Below are 20,063 nucleotides of genomic sequence, written 5' to 3'. Positions count from 1 at the left end.
TTAACGTCGCGAAACAAATAATCAATGGTGCGATGCAACAAACATGTTGCAATGCACAAAATTTGCCTTTATATTGCCACGATAGATGAACGAGACGGCTTTCTGTCAAAGCCGCTGCCGCTGAAAAGGATGGAAAATGTCCAGGACCAAGACCGCCGACACGATCGAAAACGTTGAATTCCCAAGCTTCGACGCTTCCAAGGCCACCGATCAGATCCGCGCCTTCGCCGAAAAGGGCGTCGAGCAGTCGAAAGAGGCCTATGCCAAGCTGAAGACCGGCGCCGAGGAGACCCAGAAGGCTCTGGAGTCGACCTACGAGACCGCCAAGACCGTTTCCAGCGACCTGTCGCTCAAGACCATCGCCGCCCTGCGCGCCAATGCCGAGGCCGGCTTCTCGCATTTCGAAGCCCTGATTGGCGCCAAGTCGCTGTCGGAAGTCGTCGAGCTGCAGACTGCGTTCCTGCGCAAGCGCGTCGAAATGACCGTTGAGCAGGCCAAGGACTTCCAGGCGGTTGCTGCCAAGGCGGCCGAGGACGTATCCAAGCCGATCAAAACCGCCTTCGAGAAGGCCGTGAAAGAAATTAAGATCGCCTAATATTTGAACACAATTTGGCGATGCATCAAAAGGTCGCATTTCGTCAGACAAATAGATGTGCGATATAGTGGTTTAAGTGAATACCCGGCGGGTGGAACCTCCTCCCTCTGCCTACCGGGGTGACCAGCCAGCACCTCCTCCCGCTGGCTCGTAACAGGAAAAGGCCGGCACCTCCTCCCGCCGGCCTTTTCTTTGTCCGGCGAAAAATGACGCGATGCCGGAGCGATCTTTTGCTTTGCCAAAAGCCTTGAATTAAACTCCGATAGCCCGTATGGACGCATCGCCGAACGACAGAGCGGGTCCCGGAGAATGAACGTTCCGTCTGGATATCGCTCGGGCAAGCGTGCCGTTGTAGCTCAGATGGTTAGAGCGCCGGATTGTGGATCCGGAGGTCGCTGGTTCGATCCCAGCCAACGGTACCATTCAGCTTTCAGCCAGGTTTCTGACCAATAGCGCCAAGCGATCTCTACGACCCTGGCGCGGTCACCTGCGATCCCGCCTGACGCGCACCGCGCAGGTGATCCACAAGGGCTCTCAGCTTCGGCGCGATATTCCGTCGGCTGGGAAAATAAAGATAGAAGCCCGCAAACGGCGGAAAATAGTCGTCGAGGATTGGCACAAGCTCGCCGCGGTCGATCCAGGGGCGGAATGTGTCCGCCATGCCGAACGTGATTCCGGCGCCTGCAACGGCCAGCCGGATCATCAGCCACATGTCGTTAGTGGTGATCTCGGGCGCAACCGCCACGTCGAACTCGCGCCCGTCCTCGCCAAACTCCCACCGATAGGGCGAAACTCCCGGCGCCGGCCGCCAGCCGATACAACGATGAGCCACAAGCTCGCGCGGATGGGCGGGTGCTCCGAACTTTTCGAGATAGCGCGGGGCGCAGACGGCCATCTGTCGCTGATCGCCCGATACCGGCACGGCAATCATGTCCTGCTCGATCACTTCGCCGAGCCTCACGCCCGCATCATAACCTTCGGCAACGATGTCGAATTCCTCGTCGGTGACCACGATATCCAGATGCACCTCGGGAAATCTTTCTGCAAAGGACGCCAGCAACGGCCCTGACAGAAACGTCTCCGCGATCGACGAAACCGCGATCCGCAGCCGGCCGCGTGGGCGGTCCAGAAACTCCGTGGTGGCTTCGATTGCCGCGTTCACGTCGGCGATCGCCGGTGCGACGCTCGCCAGCAGGCGCTCGCCCGCCTCGGTCAGATTTACGCTACGTGTCGTGCGCTGCAGCAATGCGATGCCAAGGCGCTGTTCAAGCCTGAGGACGCTCTGGCTGACCGCCGAGCGCGTCACGCCCAGCCGGTCTGCCGCAGCGCGGAAATTGCGTTCCTCGGCCACTGTGACGAAGACGGCAATTGCATTGAGATCGATGTCCATTGGTTAGCTAAACTTACCATCGAGGTTACCAGCGGGCGGGTTATCGCGACAATGCCATGGCTCTATCTCTGTCGCAATGGCAAGAAAGGCTTGATCCTCCCGATCAAGCCGATGCCGGATGACCAAGGAGATAACCCATGACATCACTGCCTTCCTCCTGGAACCTGGATGGAAAAGTCGCCCTCGTGACGGGCGCGGCACGCGGCATCGGCCGCTGCACGGCGGAGCTGCTGCGTGCCAGGGGTGCCCGGATCGTGGCAAGCGATCTCAGCGACACTGTACGTGAATTGGAAGCCGAGGATGTGGCAACCCTGGTCGGTGATGTCGCTGACGAGGCTCTGGCCAGACGCTCGGTCGAACTCGCGGCGAAGCGCTTCGGACGACTGGACATCGTTGTGAACAATGCCGGTCGCACGCTCAACAAACGTCTGACGGAGACCTCGGTCGACGACTATGACCGCATCCTGCAGATCAATGCGCGCGGCAGCTTCGTCACCGCCCGTGCCGCGGTGGAATTGATGGCCGCCGGCGGTGGCGGCGCGATCGTCAACGTCTCGTCGATCTCGGCCGTCGCGGCCTTCGAGACGCAGGCGGCCTATGCCTCCTCCAAGGCGGCTGTCGCACAGCTGACCAAGGTGATCGCGATCGAATACGGGCGCATGGGCATTCGCTGCAACGCCGTTGCCCCTGGCGTGATCGAAACCGACATCATGGAAGGTGTGGTGGAGAATGGCCGGGAGATGCTGCGCAGCTTTGGCGATGCGCATCCGATCGGCCGGATCGGCCAGCCGCAAGAAGTTGCCGAGGCCATCGCCTTCCTAGCCTCGCCTGCGTCCAGCTTCATCACCGGGGCCCTGCTTCTGGTTGATGGCGGCTACACCGCCCAGTGACCCAAATAAGGCTGGCGCCCCGCGGGAGCTCACCCGCACGCCATCCCTTCACATCGTGAAAAGAACCAAAAGGATCATCTCGATGACCATGAACAAAGTTGTTCTGATCACCGGTGCCTCCAGCGGCATCGGTGCTGGCATCGCCCGCGAACTTGGCGCGGCAGGTGCAAAGCTGATGCTTGGCGCACGGCGCACCGACCGCCTTGAAGTCCTCGCAGCCGAAATCGAGGCAGCTGGTGGAATCGTTCGCGTACGAGCGCTCGACGTCACCAAAAGGGCGGATGTCGCAGCATTCGCCGATGCTGCGCGGGCCGAATGGGGCCAGGTCGACGTCATCGTCAACAATGCGGGCGTCATGCCGCTCTCGGCCATGGCAGCCATGAAGGTCGACGAGTGGGAGCTGATGGTGGACGTCAACATCAAAGGTGTTCTGTACGGCGTCGCGGCGGTGCTGCCGGAGATGACGGCACGCGGCTCCGGGCATATCATCAATATCGGTTCCATCGGCGCACTGGCCGTCGCGCCCACGGCTGCCGTTTATTGCGCAACGAAATACGCCGTCCGAGCGATTTTCGATGGGCTCCGCCAGGAGTGTGACGCCATCCGCGTAACCTGCATTCATCCCGGTGTGGTGGAAAGCGAACTGGCGAACACGATCACGGACGAAGCCGCTGCCGCCGCCATGAAAACATGGCGCGCAATTGCGCTACAGCCCGATGCGATCGCCAGGGCCGTGCGCTACGCCATCGAACAGCCCGACGATGTCGACGTCAACGAGATCGTCGTGCGTCCGACGAAGGCGGCGCATTGATGCGATCCACTTTGGCCGCAGTGCTTACGGGTATTGCCGTTGCTGTAGCCCCAACCGGCCTGACCCTTCCTTCAACTCCAATCCTTGCGGAGGAATCAATGACGCGCCAAGATCACCCCTATGTCGGAATGTGGGTCACCGAGGATCGCCATATCAGGCACGAACTCCTGCCGAACGGCCGTTATGACGAAGCGCGCGGTGACCGCGAGAGCGCCTATCGGGGACGCTATGAAGTGCAGGGCAACCACATAGAATACTGGGACGATGCGGGCTTCACCGCGGACGGTGAGTTCGTCGAAGGCGTTCTCTATCATGCCGGCATGATCCTTTACCGCCGGCGGTAGAGAGCCACCCTGAGACAAGCACTTCAGGGTTCCACAAGACGCTATTGCATGCCTTGCATGAGACGCTCGGCAGCTTGCACTGCAAGGCCGGTCACACCACATATCTTCACGCAAGCGCGGCGGAAAGAAGCAGGACCGCGAGCAGAGTCGACATTGCAAATGGTTGTCACTATATAGCGGCGGCTTTGACGGCTCGCCTTTTACCTCGTGCCAGCGAGAGCGCGGTAAATGTGCTAGTCATTGCGACATCTATTGTGATCTAAAACGGCTTGAAAACCGAAAAAAAGCAAATAGAAACAATAGCGCGGGTCGAACGAGTTTCGTCGAGAGAATCAGTCCTCAAGAATTAGAACGTGCTCCTTGAACCCTCCATTCCCTTCAGCTCTGTGGACCTCGGACAAGTTCGGCTTGCCGGGCGAAGCCGACTCGGCTCGAATGGCAGCACGCATCTTTTCGAAGATGCCGACGTTTATGATTACCAATCGGCATAGCCGCTAGGGAAACAGCAGTATGAGTGAACACGCGATCGAGTTCTTGCGCGGGTGGATTGGCGAAAAAGTCCATTGCCAGCCCTCGCCAGCCAGAATCGAGAAGCAGGCCGAGACCCTCGCCAGGGAATGTGCGGCCAAAGCTGCCGAAGCCGGCATACCCCTGGAGGATATCCAGGAAGAGGTCGGCGACATTCAGGAGCTCATTGCTTCGAGGCTCGAAGAGGCGGCCGAGGCCGATCAGGACGAGCAGAATTCCAACAAGCCTGCCGGCTGACGGATCGCCCCCGGCAAAACCTGCCGGGCGATTATTGCCTGTCTGATGCAGTTGCGCGGTCTTATCGCCGCGCAGCCTTGCCAAATCTCTCCTCGAGCCATGCTTTCGGCAACGCCGGCACGAAATTGCCGTCGCGCCCGGTCATGTCATCATTGGCGACCAGCGCGTTGAGGATGGCTTCCTCCACGCTCTGAACGACGGCGTCGAAGAACGGGTTGATGTCGGCATCCGGTATGTAGCCGGCGCTGACCAGCTTGCCGGCGGCGGCGCGCGCCGCATCGGCATTGGCCGTGCTGACGGCGAGAAAAATATCGCCGGATGAATTGTATCCATAGCCGCCGGTCAGCGCGACGCCGAGCGGCACGCGTTTCGCCAGTCTTTTCAACTGATGCGGCATGAATGGCGCATCGGTGGCGACGATCGCGATGATCGAGCTCTTTTCCGCTCGCGGCGTGTTGTCCCGGATCGCCGGTTCGGCGAGTTCCGCTCCGGCCCTGACGCCACGCACGACAAGGTTCCGCCGCGCACCGAAATTCGACTGGACGAAGCAGCCGATCGTGAAACGCTCTCCGTTCCAGTCGACGCTGCGCGAGGATGTGCCCGATCCCGCCTTGAAGCCAAAGGTGATCATGCCGGTGCCGCCGCCGACGCTGCCCTCTTCGATCGGCCCGCTTTCAGCCATCTCGAGCGCCGAAAATACATGCTCGAAGCTCACATGGTGGCCGTTGATGTCGTTTAGAAAGCCGTCATAAGTCTCGCCCGCTACCGGCAGTGCCCAGGCGCTGTCGAGCGATTGCGGCAGCACCTTCTGCATCCAGCGCAGCGTTGCGTCGCGGCTGACGCCGCAGGAATGCGTGTTGGTGATGGTGATGGGAAGATTGAACGCTCCGAGTTCCTCTATCAGATGCGAGCCGGTCAGTTCGCCATTGCCATTGGCGCTGAACACGCCGGCGAACGCCGGTACGGCCAGTTCGCCCCTGGGCCGTGGCAGGATCGCGGTCACGCCGGTGCGTACCGGACCCTTGCCGACAACGAGCGGCCCGTCCCCTGAGATCAGCGTGGTATAGCCGACCGTCACGCCAGGCACATCGGTGATGGCGTTGAAGCGGCCCGGCGTGCCATCGAATGGGATCGCGAAGGCGCGGGCGCGCGGTTTGCCCGAGGGCGTCGCAAGATGAGGGTCGGTCATTTCTTCCTCAGAAAAGCGAACCTTGGCCGCCCGGCGCCTTGAGCTTGGCCGCGGGCTTGGCAACCGTCTTCGGCCGCGCCGTGCCACTGATGGCGACTGCATCCGCGGTGCCGTCGGCGAACTCCAGCGAAAGCGCCATTCCCGACACCACGTCCGCCGCATGCTTGACCACCGCGCCGTCCACATCCTTGACCAGTGCGAAGCCCCGCGCCAGCACGGCCTTGTGCGAGAGCGTCGCCAGCAACCGATCGGCCTGCGTCAGTTTTCCACGCAGACGGTCCAGTCGTCTCGAAATCGCGTGGTCCTGCCGTCGCGTCAGGGCCAGCAGGGCATCGCCTTGCAGTTTCTGCCGCCTCGCGATCGGCGCCGGTGACAGTCTGGCCGCCGTGCGCGAAAACCGCGCCCGACGCTCGCGCACGATGGCAAGGAACGCCGCTTGCGCACGGGCGAGGTCGCGGCGGATCAGCGTGCGGGCTTCGTTCATGCGCCGCGACAAGGTAGCCGGCGTCAGCCGCTGCCCCAGAAGCCTGGCCCGCTTGCGCTCGACGCTGACCGACAGCGCCCGGCCAAGCCGGCTCGTCACCTCGTCGAAGCGCCGCCGCGGCAGCGCCAGCAACTGGTCGGGCGAGGGCAGCGCACGGGCGGCCGCGCGCGCCGCTTGCCGCTTGCGTTCGAAATTGCGCGACACCGCGGTCTTCAACCGTGCGCTGAGACCGGCAAGCGTCGCTTCGAGGTCGACCTTGACCGGCACGGCGATTTCGGCGGCGCCCGTCGGCGTCGGCGCCCGCACATCCGCCGCCAGATCGACCAGCGTCCAGTCGGTCTCGTGGCCGACCGCGGAAATCAACGGAATGGCCGAAGCGGCGACGGCCCGGGCGAGCGCTTCGTCGTTGAAGCCCCACAGATCCTCCAGGCTGCCGCCGCCGCGTGCCACGATCAACAGGTCGGGCCGCGGGATGGCGCCGTCCCATGGCAGTGCGTTGAAGCCGTTGACGGCAGCGGTCACCTCCGCTCCCGCCATTTCGCCCTGCACCCGCACCGGCCAGACGAGCACATGCAGCGGAAAGCGGTCCTTGATGCGGTGGATGATGTCGCGGATGACGGCGCCTGTCGGCGAGGTGACGACGCCGATGACGCGCGGCATGAAGGGCAGCAGGCGCTTGCGGCCGGCGTCGAACAGGCCTTCTGCCTGCAGCCGGCGCTTGCGCTCTTCCAGCAGCGCCATCAGCGCGCCGGCACCGGCCGGCTCAAGATTGTCGATGACGATCTGGTAGTTGGACTTTCCGGGATAGGTGGTCAGCCTGCCGGTGGCGATCACCTCCATGCCTTCCTCTGGACGGAATTTCAGCCGGCTCATCGTGGTCTTCCACACCACGGCGTCGAGCCGCGCGCGATCGTCCTTCAGGCAGAAATAGGCATGGCCGGAGGAATGCGGCCCGCGATAGCCGGAAATCTCGCCGCGCACCCGTACATTGCCGAAGACGTCCTCGACCGTGCGCTTCAGCGCGCCGGAAATCTCGCTCACCGTATACTCGGTGGCGTTGGTGCGTGATTCGGATGCTGTGTCGCTCATCGGCCGATTGGGGGACGGTTGTTGGCCGCCGTCAAGGCGCCTGTATCCGGCCGCGTGTCATAACGCGATCCCATCATCTCGCTACGGCCAAAAATTCGGCAGCCAGATAATCGCTGAACGCTCGAACTGCCGGCAACAGGCTGCGCCCCGAAGGCGACAGCAAAGTGATCCCAGCTTCTCCCGCCGTCCATTGCGGCAGGATGCGTTGCAATATGCCATTGCCTGTTTCGGCCTGGCAGAAATAGGCCGGCAGCGCCACGATCCCCAGGCCCGCAATGGCAGCCTGTTTCAGTGTTCCCAGATCGTCGCTGCGCAAGCGCGCCGTGAGCGGCATCAGGACAGTCTCGCCGCCGATACTGCGCAGATTCCAGACCGCCCCGCCGGTCAGCCCGTTCAGTGCGAGGCCGCCATGGTCGGCAAGGTCCTGTGGGCTTGTCGGTGTGCCTGCGCCGGCAAGATAGATGGGTGCGGCGAAAAGATGCCAGGGCGTCGGCGCGAACCGACGCTGGATCAGGCTGGAATCGGGCAGCGGCTCGACATGGCCGCGAAGCGCAAGGTCAAACCCCTCGTCGACAAGATCCACATACCTGTTGGTCGCGTGCTGGATGATGTTTACCTTGGGAAACTTTAAAAGGAACCGGGGTAGCAATTCCGCCAGGAACGACTGCGCCATGCCGATCGAGCAGGTGAAGCGGACCGTACCGCTGGGCTCGGCCAGTCGTCGCGCCGCGGCGCCTTCGGCCGATTCCGCCTCGACCAGCATTCCCACAGCAAACTGATAGACCTCCTGGCCGATATCAGTGACGGCGAAGCTGCGGGAGGTTCGCTGGATAAGACAGACGCCCAGCTGTTTCTCGAGCTCGATGATGCGCCGGCTGATGTTGGACTTTGATCGTCCAAGCGCGTGGCTTGCGGCAGTGAAGCTCTGTTTCTCGACCACCTTCGCAAAATAATAAAGATCGTTCAGATCCAGCACAGTCGCACATCGTTGCCAATAGAGGACGATGCTTCCAGTTCTATGCCATTTTGGCTGTTTCGTCCAGATACTACCTTGCCAATTGCCGCGCTGATCAGCGGGTGCTGGGCTCCATTTGGAAAAAGGAATCGGCATGACCGACCAGTTGAATATGAGCCACCACTCGAGCGTGGCTGACGTATCGGCCCGACCACGGTTTGGTCTGGTTTTGACATTGCTGGCTTTTGCCCAGCTTATTATTTCGATCGACTACAATATCGTTTTTGTCGCTTTGCCCGAGATCGGCCTGGGCCTCGGCTTCTCGGCGCAGACCCTGCAATGGGTCGTGAGTGCGTATGCGGTTGCGTTTGGCGGCTTCCTCTTGCTTGGAGGCAGGGCATCCGACCTGCTTGGGCGTCGGCGAATGTTCGTTTTCGGGCTTGTCCTCTACGCAGTGTCTTCGCTGGTCGGCGGTTTCGCCACGACGCCTCAGATCCTGATTGCCGCGCGCGCCGTGCAGGGCTTGGGCGGCGCTTTTCTTTTCCCGGCCACCCTGTCGCTGGTCAACACCACCTTCAGCGAAGGTCGCGAACGCAATATCGCTTTGTCCGTATGGGCCGGCTCTGGTGCCGGGGGCATGGTTCTGGGCTCGTTGCTTGGCGGCGTGCTGACCCAGGCATTCGGCTGGGAGGCGGTGTTCTTCGTCAACGTGCCTTTGGCCGGCATCGCGATCGTGGCGGCCTTTCCGGTGATTCTAGGAGACAGCGGGTACCAGTCAGGCGGCAAGTTCGATCTGCCGGGCGCATTGACGGCGACGGTCGGTACCACCCTGCTCGTTTTCACGCTCGTCCAGGGTCCAGAGTACGGCTGGGCCTCACAGGGTATTCTGGTCAGCGCTGCCGTGGGGATCCTGTTGCTGGCGCTCTTCGTGGCCATAGAGGCGCATAGCCGCGACCCGTTGCTGCCGCTGCGGCTGCTGGCAAACCGCAACCTCAGCACCGGCGTCGTCACCACATTCCTGTTCACCGCCACGTTCGGTTCTTTGCTCTATTTCCTGTCTTTCTACTTCCAGACAGTGCAGGGCTTGGGCGTTCTGCAGACTGGTTTCGCCTTCATGGTCCCGATGTTGGCCGTCTTGTCGGGCAATGCGCTGAGCGGTCGGATGGCGACCCGTCTGGGTACACGAAACACACTCGTCGTCAGCCTTGCGATCGGCGCGATTGGTACGGCGGGCCTGGGCATGGCCATGTCGGCGGACAGCACTTATGCCGACCTGGTCCCCGGACTGATTGTCTTCAGCCTCGGCGGCGGCATCACCTTTCCAACAATGTTCGCAGCCGCAGCCAAGGGCGTGGCCGCGCATGAGCAAGGCATCGCCTCAGGCATTGCATCCACGGGTCAGCAGGTCGGTAGCGCGGTGGGGCTGGCTGTCCTGGTAGCCGTTGCAAACGCCGGCACCGGCGGTTTGACAGGAGAAGCGCTGCGCGTCGCTACCGCTGAGGGTGTGCGGATGGCCGTCTATCTCGCCGCTGCCGGTACCGCGGCGATGATCCTCGTCGCACTGAATTTCCGTCGTCATTGAGCCCTAACTTGCATCGGCTCCGCGGTGGCAGGCCCCATGGCGCTATGAGACACGAAGCCCTACCAGCCCGGCAGGATCTGGTTCGGCTTGGTCCGCTTCATCTTCGCGAAGGCGAGGGCGGCGAAATCGAACGTGCCGGTCTCCTCGCCGAGCGGCACGGAAATATTGTCGAGGCTTTCCGAAATATGGCGGGCGAGCGCGTCGACGATCTCCGGCCGCGAGGTCTGGCCGCGCATGATGCCGATGCGGCAATCGGGCAGGGCGCCGAAACCGTCGGCCTCGCCCAGCACCCGCATGCCGGGCCGCAGCGCGCATTCCGGCAGCACCGAGATCGCCAGGCCGGAAAGCACCGCCGCGGCGATAACGGTGGCCGAGAAGCTGGTGAACAGGATGCGGTAGTCGCGGTTCTGCTGGTCGAGCACGTCGGCGGCGGCCCGCCGCCAGATGCAGTTCGGCCGGCCGAAGGCCATCGGCAGGATCGGCTGCTCATGCGTCGCATGATTGGCCGAGGTAACCCACAGCAGCGGTTCGCGCCGCACCACTTCCGATTGGCCGCGCGCGTCATTGTGCGTCACCAGCGCCAGGTCGAGATTGCCGCGCTTGATGTGTTCGACCAGTCCCGGCGTCGGTTCGCAGATAACGGTCAGTTCGACATGCGGGTTGGAACGGGCAAACCGCGCCATGATCTCGGGCAGGAAGCGATCGGCATAGTCGTCCGGCGTGCCGATGCGGATGGTGCCTTCGAGCCGGCGGTCGTCGAAGGCGGCCAGTGTTTCCTTGTTGAGATAGAGCAGCCGCCTTGCGTAGGAGAGCAGTCTGTCGCCTTCCTCGGTCAGCCGGTTGGTGCGGCCGTCTTTTTCGAACAGCGGCTTGCCGATCCGCTCTTCGAGCCGCCGCATCTGCATCGACACCGCAGACTGGGTGCGATGCACGGCTTCCGCCGCGCGGGTAAAGCTGCCGGTGTCGACAATCGAGATGAAGGTCTGCAACTGATCGAGATCGAGCGGCGCTTTCATCGGTCTAATCCATCATTGATGTTGATGCTAAAGATTAGAAACATTCGTTGGATTAATCAATCGCGCCGTGGCAAATTCCGACTGTCCACATGAAGGCATGTGAATCGAAGCCGGAACGGCCGCTGTCGCCAGCGCCCGATCGACTGGTTTCGCTCGTTCGAATGTGAAGGAGACCGACATGGCTACGTTTGATTTCGCTACCGAGACCTCGCGCATCACCTCGCGTCCGGCCGTTGCGACGCGCGTGGCCAATGCCGCTGCCAATGTTTACCGCGCCTGGAAAAACCGTCGCGCCTTTTATCGCCTCGGCGAGATGTCGGATGCCGAGCTCGCCGACATCGGTCTGACCCGCGCCGACCTGCACGTCGCTGTCGGTGTGCCCTTTGGCCGCGATCCGACCGAGAGGCTTCGCGTCATCGCGGTCGAGCGCGCCGAAACGATCGAGGATATTGCCCGCAAGGTGGCCTGATCGCACAAATTCGCGATTTTGGTCGCATTGAACCTTTTTGAGGCACGAAGCCACCAAGTTACGCAGGCTCCCCACTCCCTGCCGGATCCCCCCGGCCAGCCTGCGCGCTGCCCGGTCCTCCCAGGACCGGGCTTTCTTTTTTGGGCGGCACTGATGATTGGATGCCGGTGTCTAGTCTACCGCCGGCCCATACCCTGCTTGAACTGGTCGAAGATCGACTCCATGCCTTTCTGGTAGTCGTCGCGCTGCTGGGCACCCGTCTCGAACATCTTGCCGAACAGGTCGTCGAACGGATTTCTCGGCCTGCCGCTCGGATTGGCCTGCGGCTGCGGCGCCTGGGGCTGCTGGGGGGCCTGACGCGCCTGCGGCTGCGGTTGTTGCGCACCACCGCCGAACATGTCCTGCAGTACTTTGCCGAGCGGATTGTCACCATAAGGGTTCTGTGTCTGCTGGGGCTGGTTCTGCGGCTGCTGCGGCTGTTGCGCGCCGCCGCCGAACATGTCCTGCAGCACCTTGCCGAGTGGATTGTCGCCATAAGGGTTCTGTGTCTGCTGCGGCTGGGTTTGCGGCTGCTGCCCGCCGCCGAACATGTCCTGCAACAGCTTGCCGAGCGGGTTGTCGCCGTAAGGGCTCTGCGTCTGTTGCGGCTGCTGTGCGCCGCCGAACATATCCTGCAGGACCTTGCCGAGCGGATTGTCCGCCGGGCCTGCAGGCTGAGGGGCCGGCGCCTGGCTGCCGCCGCCCGCCTGCCGCATCATCTGCTCGATGAGCTCGCCGAGCGGATTGCCGCCGCCGGGCCCACCCCCTGCCGCATGCATCTGCCCGCCTAACTGGTTGGTGGTCTGCTTGAACAGCCCGCCCATCATCATCGAGGCGATTGCCGGCAGCATCTGCTGCAGGACCTGCTGGCTGACACCGCTCGCTTGCGCGGCCTGGCTGGCGACGGCGCGTGACAGATCCTTCGAGCCGAACAAATGCCCCAGAATTCCGTTGCCTTCATCGAGACCCTGCGGTGAGAAGGCCCGGCTTGCATCCTCGAAATATTTGGCGTGCTGGCCGCTGGCCATCGCCGTCATGAAGGAGCCGAGCCCGTAAGGGTCCGCTGTGTTGCGCTTCAGCCCCTGCGAAAAGGCCGGCAGCAGCGCCGCGACCGCCGCCTGCGTCTGCTGCTGCGAAAGCCCGAACTGCTGGGCCAGCGCCTGCATGCCGTTGCCGTTCTGGGCCTGTGCCAGAATATCGAACAAGGAAGGCATTGTTTTCTCCTCCGGGAAAATCCTCGTTTGGAGAAGCCTAGTTCGTTTCCATCACTGATTGAAGCGAATTTGCCGGACCGTGGCTCATGCGGATAGCGAAGCGTTAATACGCGTATTCCATGAACACCGGCTCGATCGAGCCGCCCCAGCGTGTGTGGTAGGCCGACAGCATCTCTTCGGCGCTGGTCGTGCCGCGCGCGACGACCTCGTCCAGCGTGTTGAGGAACGAGGTCTCGTCATAGCCGTCGCGGTTCTTGCGGTCGCGGTTCTTCAGTCCCATGCGCGAGATGACGAGCACGTCGCGGGCGATCTCGCGCAACGTCGTGTTACGGAAGGGCGCCGAAATGCCCTGTTCCGGCACTGCGTTGCGCATTGCCAGCACTTCGTCATAGCTCCAGCTCGAGGTCAGCGCCTCGGCCGCGTCGAGCGCAGCCGCATCGTAGAGCAGCCCGACCCAGAAGGCCGGCAGCGCGCAGATGCGCCGCCACGGCCCGCCATCGGCGCCGCGCATTTCAAGAAAGCGCTTCAGCCGCACGTCGGGGAACAGCGTCGACAGATGGTTCGCCCAGTCGCCCATCGTCGGCAGCCCGTCCGGCAGTTCGTTACGGGCAGCACCTGCCATGAACTGGCGGAAGGTGATGTGCGTCATGTCATGGTACTGGCCGTCGCGGATGACGAAATACATCGGCACGTCGAGCGCCCATTCGACGTAATCGGCAAAGCCGAAATCGGGAGAGAAACAGAATTCGAGCAGGCCGGAGCGCTGGTTGTCGGTGTCTCGCCAGATCTCACCGCGCCAGCTCTGCAAGCCGTTCGGCCGGCTTTCGGTGAAGGGCGAGTTGGCAAACAGCGCCGTCGACAGTGGCTGCAGCTTCAGCGACACCTGCATCTTGCGGCGCATGTCGGCTTCGCTCTCGAAGTCGAGGTTCACCTGGATGGTGCAGGTCCGATACATCATGTCGAGACCCTTGGTGCCGACCTTGGGCATGTAGCGGGTCATGATCTCGTAGCGCGACTTCGGCATTTTCGGCGTCTCGGCCAGCGACCATTTCGGGCTGCCGCCAAGGCCGAGAAAACGAATGCCCATGGGTTCGGCGATCTCGCGTACCTGCGCCAGATGCGCATTGCCTTCCCGGCAGGTCTGGTGGATCGTCTCCAGCGGCGCGCCGGAAAGTTCGAACTGGCCGCCGGGTTCCAGCGAGATCGCGCCCTGGCCGGTCGGCTCGACCAGGCCGATGATGCGGCCGGCATCCATGATCGGGTCCCAGCCGAGTTTGTCCTGCATGCCTTCGAGGATGGCGCGGATACCGCGCTCGCCGCCATAGGGCACCGGCGCATTGCCGTCGATATAGAACGGGAATTTCTCGTGCTCGGTGCCGATCCGCCATTTGTCGCGCGGCTTGTTGCCTTCGGCCAGATGCTCGACGAGTTCGTCGACGCTTTCTATCGGCCGGAAATCGGTAGTATCGCGCGCCATAACAGCCCTCCGCACATGACCCCGAAAATCGGCTTCGATTTTCGGAAAGGATCATGTGCCCAATCAATATGCTACAGCGTCCTTTGCGCGCCCGAAAGGACGCGCTGCGCTGCAGAGCGGCCGGACGACCGCCGGCGCTAGATGGACGAAATGTCAGTAGCCGATCAAGCGAAAAATCCTGAGCCAGAGGGTAACGGGAATTGATCACCAATCGCCGATTGTCGCCTGGATCAGCGCCAGTGCCGCCACCGCCGCCGTATCCGCTCGCAGGATGCGCGGCCCGAGCGGAATGGCGGTAACGAAGGGCAGCGCTCTCAGCATCCCGCGTTCCTCGTCGGAAAAGCCGCCCTCCGGCCCGACCAGCAGCGCGAGCTTGTTCTCCCGCACCGCCTGCAATGCCGGCAGGGGATTGTTGGTGGCGGCATCCTCGTCGCAGAAGATCAGCCGCCGCTCCTTGTCCCAGCCTGCCAGCAGACGCTCGAATTTCTCCGCTTCGCGCACATCAGGTACCGCCAATATGCCGCATTGTTCGGCCGCCTCGACGACATTGGCGCGGAGGCGCTCGATGCCGGGTTTTGCCACTTGCGTATGCTGGGTGATGACCGGCTGCAGGGTGCCAGCGCCCATCTCCACCGCCTTCTGCACCAGATAATCGAGCCGTCCTTGCTTCAGCGGCGCGAAGCAATAGACGAGATCGGGCAGTGGCGGCTGCGGCCGCTGCAGCGCCATCACCTTCAGGCGCAACGCCTTCTTCGATTTCGCGGCGATCGCCGCCGACCATTCGCCGTCGCGGCCGTTGAACACCAGAACCTCGGCGCCTTCGCCGAGCCGCAGCACACGCGAGAGATAATGGCTCTGCTGCGGGCCGACGTCGAACTCGGTATCCGGTCCAAGCTCGTCCGGCACGAACAGCCGCTGCATCTTGTAATTGGCGCGCATCGCCGAGGAATGCGCAACGTCACCCTCGGCGTCAAGCCTCGGCGGAAGGATGCCAGACAGGCTCGTAGCCTTGCTGCAGCACCGAAACAGTTGTCGCCGGCGTGAGCATGCGGATTGGACCGTCGGAAAAACCGCCGAACCCCACCGGTTCGCGATAGCCGCCGAAACTCCAGGGCAGCGCGGCGCCGTCAAACAGGGCGTACGCCCTGTTTCCTGACGAGATCATCGTGCCGTCCGGCAAGTCCGCAAGCGCCTCCGGTTCCAGTCTCGGCGCCGGTCCGCCCGATGCCAGGCGCTCCTTGTGCAGGCGCTTGTCGAGTTGCGGCGCGCGCGGCTCGGCAATGCCGAAGGCGTCGCCGAAGCGCTGGACAAAATCCCTGGCTCGCTCGCGCCGGCAGAAAAAGCACGGCCGGTGCCCGGCCGCCAGCGCCGTCACCTCGTCGAGGAAAAACAGTTCGGTCCAGCCGGCCTTGCCGCCCAATTGGTCGTCGCTTTGCCGGTTGCGACCCATCGGCTCGCGCCGCACATTGCGGAATTCGCAGACGCAGATGATCCAGGCTTGCAGCGCCCAGCGCTTCTTCAACAGCGTTCTCGTCTCGGCGTCGTGAATGATGCCGCGATTGCCCATGAACAGGCCGCGCTCCGGCACGGCATGGATGGCGCCGAACGGATCGACCCGGTTTTGCAGTGGCATAGGCGTTCCCTGTTGGCTGCAATGCTGGCGCCATGATATCCCTCGCCGCATCAATTTCATGTCAGCAGGTTTCGATGCGGGTCTTGATCGTCCAGAACTTCGACAATGAGGGCCTTGGCCAGATCGGCGCGGCGCTTGTCGAGGCCGGCGCCGATATCGATCTGCGCCGGCCCTATCGCGGCGACGCGCTGCCGCAAGATAGCGGCGGGCATGACGCCATGGTGGTGCTCGGCGGCGCCCAGAATGCACTGGACGACGAGCTCTGTCCTTATTTTCCGGGCCTGCTCGACCTGACGCGCGATTTTGCCGAGAGGGATCGCGCGGTGCTCGGCATCTGCCTTGGCGGCCAGTTGGTCGCGCGCGCCTTTGGCGGCGAGAACCAGATCGGCGGTGCCTCGGAGTTCGGCTGGCACGAGGTAGCGCTCACCGCGGCCGCGAACGCCGATCCGGTGCTCGCCGCCTTGCCCGAAAAATTCCCGATCTTCGAATGGCACGACGACACCTTTGTCTTGCCTGAGAGGGCCGTGCGGCTGGCCGGCAACGCCGTCGCCGAGAACCAGGCGTTCCGCATCGGCCGCGCCGTCTATGGCTTCCAGTTCCATTTCGAGGCCGACCGGCCGATGGTTCGCGACTGGAGCACCTCCTTCGCACCGCTGATTGCCGAGCGGCATCCTGAATGGGCAGGTCGGCTCGACGATGAAATGGCCCGCAACGGACCGCAAGCCGATGCCGCCGGCCTGGCCATCGCCCGCGCCTGGGTGGCGACGATCTGACGACTCATACAGCCAACGTTGCCTATTTGGCGACGTTGCATATTTGGCACGCGGCGCCAAATCCGCCGGGGATAACGCGTTTCATCCTTGGCCTGTGTCAATCCGCTAGCCTAAAAGGCGCCGCTCTGCATCTTCCGTGCAACCGCGATGAACCTATCCTGTGACCCGCGCGACACACCGCCGATACAGAACATGCCTAGAAGCGCGAAACCGTCAGACATTTGCGACGAATTTTGCGTTTCAACGCATTGGTAACCCGCTCGTGCATAGATGCAGGAAGCTCAACAAGAGATGACGTCCGTGAAAGCAGCCTTTTTGTCCTTTGCCATGTTGTCGGCCATTGTCTTGTGCGGCCTCGGCATTTATTCCGCCGACGCAGCCAACAACCACAATGCCGTCGACGGCTACGGCGTCACCGCCGCGCTTCGCTAGACCCTCTGCTCATAACCCCACGCCTTCCCTAAGCCCGCTCACCCGTGACTGTCAGGATATGCTTGTCCGCGCCGTCCACGACGAGCGCGGTGAGGTTTCCCGACTGCCAGGCGAGGGTGTCGACATTGACGCGGTTGCCTGTGATCTCGGGCTTGGGCACCGGCGTATGGCCGTGCACCACGATCTTGGGATGAAGACCGGTGTGATCGTGGAAGACCTCGCGGATCCAGATCAGGTCCTGCGGGCTCTGGCTTTCCAGCGCAATGCCGGGCCGGATGCCGGCATGGCAGAAGAAGAAATCGCCGAACGTCACTGAAAAGGGCAGCGAGCGCAGGAATTCGACATGGTTCTGCGGCACCGCCTCGACCAGTGCGGCGTGCCCTTGCCGCAATGCCGCATCGGCGCGGCCAAACCAGGCGCTGCTCCCACCGAGTGACACACCATACGACAGCGCCGTCTGGATGCCGCCATAGCGCATGAACAGCCCGTCCTGATCGGGGACATCGAGAAAATCGAGAAAGCCGAGATCATGATTCCCGGCCAGCATCAGGTGACGCGGATCGCGTTTTTGCGCGTCGATCAGGAAATCGATGACGCCTTTGGAGTCCGGGCCGCGGTCGACATAGTCGCCGAGATGGATCACGCGCCAATCGGCCGACGGCCTTTGACCGAGCTCCGCCTCGATCCGCCGGTGCATGGCGGCCAGCAGGTCGAGCCGGCCGTGCACATCGCCGATCGCATAAAGGCGCATGCCTTGCGGTCCGCGCGCCTCGTAAAAATTGATGCCGGGCTCCGTCAATGCCTGCGTCGCCTCCGTGATCATGCTGTCACGGGACTTTAGCGCCGAAGCTGATCCTTGCCCATGTCGGTGACCAGACGCTTTCCGCACAGTGCCAGCGTTATGTCCATCTCTTTGCGGATGATTTCCAGCGCCTTGGTAACCCCTTCCTTGCCGAGTGCGCCGAGGCCGTACAAGAAAGGCCGGCCGATATAGGTGCCCTTGGCGCCGAGGCACAGTGCTTTGAGCACGTCCTGGCCGGAACGGATGCCGCCGTCCATATGCACCTCGATCGTGTCGCCGACGGCATCGGCGATCTCTTCGAGCGCCATGATCGATGACGAGGCGCCGTCGAGCTGGCGGCCGCCATGGTTGGAAACGATGATCGCATCGGCACCCGACCTGGCCGCCATCATCGCATCTTCCTTGTCGAGAATGCCTTTCAGGATCAGCTTGCCGCCCCAGCGCTCCTTGATCCAGGCGACGTCCTTCCACGACAGATGCGGATCGAACTGCTCCTTCGTCCACGACGAAAGCGAGGCGAGGTCGCCGACGCCCTTGGCATGGCCGACGATGTTGCGGAAGCTCCGGCGCTTGGTCCCGGCCATGCCGACGCACCAGCGCGGCCTTGTCGCCATCTGCCAGAGGTGCTTCGGCGTCATCCGCGGCGGCGCCGAAAGCCCGTTGCGGATATCCTTGTGGCGCTGGCCCAGGATCTGCAGGTCGAGCGTCAGCACCAGCGCCGAACATTTCGCCGCCTTTGCCCGGTCGATCAAATCGAAGACGAAATCCTTGTCGCGCAGCACATAGAGCTGGAACCAGAACGGCTTCCTGGTCACCGACGCGACATCCTCGATCGAGCAGATGCTCATCGTCGACAGCGTGAACGGCACGCCGAATTCTTCCGCCGCCTGCGCCGCCAGCATCTCGCCGTCCGGATGCTGCATGCCGGTCATGCCGGTCGGCGCCAGCGCCACCGGCATCGCCACCTTCTCGCCGATCATGGTCGATTCCAGCGAGCGGTTGTCCATGTCGACCAGCACGCGCTGGCGGAACTTGATCTTTTGGAAATCCTCTTCGTTGGCTCGGTAGGTGCTTTCGGTCCAGGCGCCGGAATCGGCGTAGTCGAAGAACATCTTCGGCACACGGCGGCGCGCCAGGTCCTTGAGGTCGGCGATGGTGAGGATGCTGCTCATGGATCTTTTTCCGCTGGTTCTTCGCTGGTTCGTCGTTGAATTTTCTGGCCGCGGCCTACGGCTGTTTTCTTGCCGGCTCGCCATCACCGGGCTCGGAGCGCTGCCTGAGCCTCAGCCGCGACACGCGCTGCCAGTCGCCGCTGCGCTCGGCCTCGGCCATCGACCGTTCGACATAGGAGATGTGGTCCATCGCCGCCTGCCGCGCCGCGGCCGGATCGCCGGCCTTGACCGCGGTGTAGATTGCCCGGTGCTGCGAAAGCAGCGCCTCGCGCGCACCCGGCACGCTGAACACCAGCCGCCGGTTCTGGAACACGCCTTCCGACAGCAGCCGGTAACAGGCGCGCAGCGTGTGCAGCAGGATGATGTTGTGCGCGCATTCGCAGATCGCGTGATGGAACTCAACGTCGATTTCCGCCTCGTCGTCGAAATTGCCGGTCCGGTGCGCCTCGTCCATCCGTGCCATGATGCGGTCGAGCAGCGCCAGATCGTCCGATGTGGCGCGCCGCGCCGCATATTCCGCCGCCACCGCCTCGATCTCGCGGCGGTACTCCAGATAGTCGGTCACCGCCTTGCGATGCATCGAGATCAGGTCGGCCACCGGCTTCGTGAACAGCTGGCCGATGACGTCGGCGACATGGGTGCCGCCGCCTGGCCGTGTCGTCAATAGCCCGCGCCCTTCCAAGGCTTTCAAGGCATCGCGCAGGATCGGCCGCGACACCTCGAACTGGCGCGCCAGCTCGCGCTCGCCCGGCAGCCGGTCGCTGGTGCGCAGCACGCCTTCGAGGATCAGGCTCTCGATCTGCTGCACCACCTCGTCGGCAGTGCGCGAATGCTCGATCCGGGAGAAAATGTCGCTCAAACGGGGTGCCTGGGGGTTGAACCGATGTCGCGCAAGATAAAGCCAGCGTCGCCAACTGGTCAAATTATTTATCCAATTCGCCC

21 protein-coding genes and 1 tRNA gene are annotated in these 20,063 nt (G+C 62.9%); 10 read left to right on the top strand and 12 right to left on the bottom strand.

Annotation, left to right across the window (positions count from 1 at the left end; genetic code table 11):
- Positions 1-136: 136 nt before the first annotated feature.
- Together NKI22_RS26210 and NKI22_RS26205 are read left to right on the top strand one after the other, a co-directional pair.
- Positions 137-595 (top strand): phasin, encoded by a 459-nt coding sequence (locus NKI22_RS26210; RefSeq protein ID WP_352482378.1) that lies wholly within the window; start codon positions 137-139, stop codon positions 593-595.
- 345 nt (positions 596-940) lie between these two features.
- Positions 941-1,017 (top strand) — tRNA-His (locus tag NKI22_RS26205).
- Between the two features lie 44 nt (positions 1,018-1,061).
- On the opposite strand, the gene NKI22_RS26200 is transcribed toward NKI22_RS26205, so the two are convergent.
- A complete protein-coding gene (locus NKI22_RS26200; protein WP_352547841.1) occupies positions 1,062-1,985 on the bottom strand; it encodes a LysR family transcriptional regulator in 924 nt (307 codons plus the stop codon).
- Between the two features lie 137 nt (positions 1,986-2,122).
- Between NKI22_RS26200 and NKI22_RS26195 the strand changes: the two genes are divergently transcribed.
- The 4 genes from NKI22_RS26195 (at position 2,123) to NKI22_RS26180 (ending at position 4,795) form a co-directional block, all read left to right on the top strand.
- The gene (locus tag NKI22_RS26195) at positions 2,123-2,875 is read left to right on the top strand and encodes an SDR family NAD(P)-dependent oxidoreductase (RefSeq protein WP_023719387.1); all 753 of its coding nucleotides are present in this window, start codon (positions 2,123-2,125) and stop codon (positions 2,873-2,875) included.
- 82 nt (positions 2,876-2,957) lie between these two features.
- Positions 2,958-3,686, top strand: a complete 729-nt coding sequence (locus tag NKI22_RS26190; RefSeq protein WP_352939298.1) for an SDR family oxidoreductase — start codon at positions 2,958-2,960, stop codon at positions 3,684-3,686.
- On the top strand, positions 3,686-4,030 hold the full coding sequence (locus NKI22_RS26185) for an Atu4866 domain-containing protein (RefSeq protein ID WP_352939295.1): 345 nt from the start codon (positions 3,686-3,688) through the stop codon (positions 4,028-4,030). Before NKI22_RS26190 ends, NKI22_RS26185 begins: the two co-directional genes overlap by 1 nt.
- Before the next feature lie 510 nt (positions 4,031-4,540).
- Positions 4,541-4,795: a DUF768 domain-containing protein gene (locus NKI22_RS26180; protein ID WP_023719384.1), complete on the top strand. Its 255-nt coding sequence runs from the start codon at positions 4,541-4,543 to the stop codon at positions 4,793-4,795.
- 61 nt (positions 4,796-4,856) lie between these two features.
- On the opposite strand, the gene NKI22_RS26175 is transcribed toward NKI22_RS26180, so the two are convergent.
- The 3 genes from NKI22_RS26175 to NKI22_RS26165 form a co-directional block, all read right to left on the bottom strand.
- Positions 4,857-5,984, bottom strand: a complete 1,128-nt coding sequence (locus NKI22_RS26175; protein WP_352939292.1) for a DmpA family aminopeptidase — start codon at positions 5,982-5,984, stop codon at positions 4,857-4,859.
- Between the two features lie 7 nt (positions 5,985-5,991).
- Complete coding sequence (gene xseA / locus NKI22_RS26170; protein WP_352939289.1) at positions 5,992-7,557, bottom strand: exodeoxyribonuclease VII large subunit; 1,566 nt, start codon at positions 7,555-7,557, stop codon at positions 5,992-5,994.
- A 73-nt stretch (positions 7,558-7,630) separates the two neighbouring features.
- Entirely contained in the window at positions 7,631-8,533 is a 903-nt protein-coding gene (locus NKI22_RS26165; protein WP_352939286.1) for a LysR substrate-binding domain-containing protein, read from the bottom strand.
- Positions 8,534-8,666: 133 nt separating this feature from the next.
- Between NKI22_RS26165 and NKI22_RS26160 the strand changes: the two genes are divergently transcribed.
- Positions 8,667-10,094 (top strand): MFS transporter, encoded by a 1,428-nt coding sequence (locus NKI22_RS26160; protein ID WP_352939283.1) that lies wholly within the window; start codon positions 8,667-8,669, stop codon positions 10,092-10,094.
- A 59-nt stretch (positions 10,095-10,153) separates the two neighbouring features.
- Here NKI22_RS26160 and NKI22_RS26155 read toward each other — a convergent pair whose 3' ends face one another.
- The gene (locus tag NKI22_RS26155) at positions 10,154-11,110 is read right to left on the bottom strand and encodes a LysR substrate-binding domain-containing protein (protein WP_023716458.1); all 957 of its coding nucleotides are present in this window, start codon (positions 11,108-11,110) and stop codon (positions 10,154-10,156) included.
- A 178-nt stretch (positions 11,111-11,288) separates the two neighbouring features.
- On the opposite strand from NKI22_RS26155, the gene NKI22_RS26150 reads away from it, so the two are divergent.
- On the top strand, positions 11,289-11,579 hold the full coding sequence (locus NKI22_RS26150; RefSeq protein WP_023716459.1) for a DUF1127 domain-containing protein: 291 nt from the start codon (positions 11,289-11,291) through the stop codon (positions 11,577-11,579).
- 176 nt (positions 11,580-11,755) lie between these two features.
- Here the strand turns inward: NKI22_RS26150 and NKI22_RS26145 are convergent, their stop codons facing one another.
- The 4 genes from NKI22_RS26145 to NKI22_RS26130 form a co-directional block, all read right to left on the bottom strand.
- A complete protein-coding gene (locus tag NKI22_RS26145; protein WP_352493846.1) occupies positions 11,756-12,832 on the bottom strand; it encodes a DUF937 domain-containing protein in 1,077 nt (358 codons plus the stop codon).
- A gap of 103 nt (positions 12,833-12,935) precedes the next feature.
- Positions 12,936-14,309 (bottom strand): glutamate--cysteine ligase, encoded by a 1,374-nt coding sequence (locus NKI22_RS26140; RefSeq protein WP_023716461.1) that lies wholly within the window; start codon positions 14,307-14,309, stop codon positions 12,936-12,938.
- Positions 14,310-14,513: 204 nt separating this feature from the next.
- Positions 14,514-15,248 carry a 16S rRNA (uracil(1498)-N(3))-methyltransferase gene (locus tag NKI22_RS26135; protein WP_023716462.1) on the bottom strand — a complete coding sequence of 245 codons (735 nt, stop codon included), beginning with the start codon at positions 15,246-15,248 and terminating at the stop codon, positions 14,514-14,516.
- A gap of 31 nt (positions 15,249-15,279) precedes the next feature.
- A complete protein-coding gene (locus NKI22_RS26130) occupies positions 15,280-15,942 on the bottom strand; it encodes a hypothetical protein (protein WP_023716463.1) in 663 nt (220 codons plus the stop codon).
- Between the two features lie 74 nt (positions 15,943-16,016).
- Here NKI22_RS26130 and NKI22_RS26125 point away from each other — a divergent pair, with 74 nt between their 5' ends.
- Together NKI22_RS26125 and NKI22_RS26120 are read left to right on the top strand one after the other, a co-directional pair.
- Entirely contained in the window at positions 16,017-16,715 is a 699-nt protein-coding gene (locus NKI22_RS26125; protein ID WP_352959168.1) for a type 1 glutamine amidotransferase, read from the top strand.
- 291 nt (positions 16,716-17,006) lie between these two features.
- Positions 17,007-17,147, top strand: a complete 141-nt coding sequence (locus NKI22_RS26120) for a hypothetical protein (RefSeq protein WP_023716466.1) — start codon at positions 17,007-17,009, stop codon at positions 17,145-17,147.
- A gap of 28 nt (positions 17,148-17,175) precedes the next feature.
- On the opposite strand, the gene NKI22_RS26115 is transcribed toward NKI22_RS26120, so the two are convergent.
- The 3 genes from NKI22_RS26115 to NKI22_RS26105 are packed head-to-tail and all read right to left on the bottom strand — an operon-like array spanning position 17,176 to position 19,980.
- Positions 17,176-17,946, bottom strand: coding sequence for a metallophosphoesterase family protein (locus tag NKI22_RS26115; protein ID WP_023716467.1), 771 nt, complete (start codon positions 17,944-17,946; stop codon positions 17,176-17,178).
- 38 nt (positions 17,947-17,984) lie between these two features.
- A complete protein-coding gene (locus tag NKI22_RS26110) occupies positions 17,985-19,121 on the bottom strand; it encodes an alpha-hydroxy acid oxidase (protein ID WP_023716468.1) in 1,137 nt (378 codons plus the stop codon).
- 55 nt (positions 19,122-19,176) lie between these two features.
- On the bottom strand, positions 19,177-19,980 hold the full coding sequence (locus NKI22_RS26105; RefSeq protein WP_023716469.1) for a FadR/GntR family transcriptional regulator: 804 nt from the start codon (positions 19,978-19,980) through the stop codon (positions 19,177-19,179).
- Positions 19,981-20,063 lie beyond the last annotated feature (83 nt).

It is taken from the genome of Mesorhizobium sp. M0778 (genome assembly GCF_040320105.1).
GTDB lineage: Bacteria > Pseudomonadota > Alphaproteobacteria > Rhizobiales > Rhizobiaceae > Mesorhizobium.
Note: the sequence above shows the minus strand (reverse complement) of the source record. Positions and strands in the feature narration are given on the sequence as shown.

Excerpts from the sequence above, each read along its gene's own strand:
- NKI22_RS26125 (WP_352959168.1), top strand. The coding sequence starts at position 16,017 with ATGCGGGTCTTGATCGTCCAGAACTTCGACAATGAGGGCCTTGGCCAG.
- NKI22_RS26185 (WP_352939295.1), top strand. The coding sequence starts at position 3,686 with ATGCGATCCACTTTGGCCGCAGTGCTTACGGGTATTGCCGTTGCTGTA.
- NKI22_RS26150 (WP_023716459.1), top strand. The coding sequence starts at position 11,289 with ATGGCTACGTTTGATTTCGCTACCGAGACCTCGCGCATCACCTCGCGT.
- NKI22_RS26155 (WP_023716458.1), bottom strand. The coding sequence starts at position 11,110 with ATGAAAGCGCCGCTCGATCTCGATCAGTTGCAGACCTTCATCTCGATT.
- NKI22_RS26190 (WP_352939298.1), top strand. The coding sequence starts at position 2,958 with ATGACCATGAACAAAGTTGTTCTGATCACCGGTGCCTCCAGCGGCATC.
- NKI22_RS26130 (WP_023716463.1), bottom strand. The coding sequence starts at position 15,942 with ATGCCACTGCAAAACCGGGTCGATCCGTTCGGCGCCATCCATGCCGTG.
- NKI22_RS26180 (WP_023719384.1), top strand. The coding sequence starts at position 4,541 with ATGAGTGAACACGCGATCGAGTTCTTGCGCGGGTGGATTGGCGAAAAA.
- NKI22_RS26120 (WP_023716466.1), top strand. The coding sequence starts at position 17,007 with ATGACGTCCGTGAAAGCAGCCTTTTTGTCCTTTGCCATGTTGTCGGCC.
- NKI22_RS26145 (WP_352493846.1), bottom strand. The coding sequence starts at position 12,832 with ATGCCTTCCTTGTTCGATATTCTGGCACAGGCCCAGAACGGCAACGGC.
- NKI22_RS26195 (WP_023719387.1), top strand. The coding sequence starts at position 2,123 with ATGACATCACTGCCTTCCTCCTGGAACCTGGATGGAAAAGTCGCCCTC.
- NKI22_RS26175 (WP_352939292.1), bottom strand. The coding sequence starts at position 5,984 with ATGACCGACCCTCATCTTGCGACGCCCTCGGGCAAACCGCGCGCCCGC.
- NKI22_RS26135 (WP_023716462.1), bottom strand. The coding sequence starts at position 15,248 with ATGCGCGCCAATTACAAGATGCAGCGGCTGTTCGTGCCGGACGAGCTT.
- NKI22_RS26160 (WP_352939283.1), top strand. The coding sequence starts at position 8,667 with ATGACCGACCAGTTGAATATGAGCCACCACTCGAGCGTGGCTGACGTA.
- NKI22_RS26210 (WP_352482378.1), top strand. The coding sequence starts at position 137 with ATGTCCAGGACCAAGACCGCCGACACGATCGAAAACGTTGAATTCCCA.
- NKI22_RS26110 (WP_023716468.1), bottom strand. The coding sequence starts at position 19,121 with ATGAGCAGCATCCTCACCATCGCCGACCTCAAGGACCTGGCGCGCCGC.
- xseA (WP_352939289.1), bottom strand. The coding sequence starts at position 7,557 with ATGAGCGACACAGCATCCGAATCACGCACCAACGCCACCGAGTATACG.
- NKI22_RS26200 (WP_352547841.1), bottom strand. The coding sequence starts at position 1,985 with ATGGACATCGATCTCAATGCAATTGCCGTCTTCGTCACAGTGGCCGAG.
- NKI22_RS26140 (WP_023716461.1), bottom strand. The coding sequence starts at position 14,309 with ATGGCGCGCGATACTACCGATTTCCGGCCGATAGAAAGCGTCGACGAA.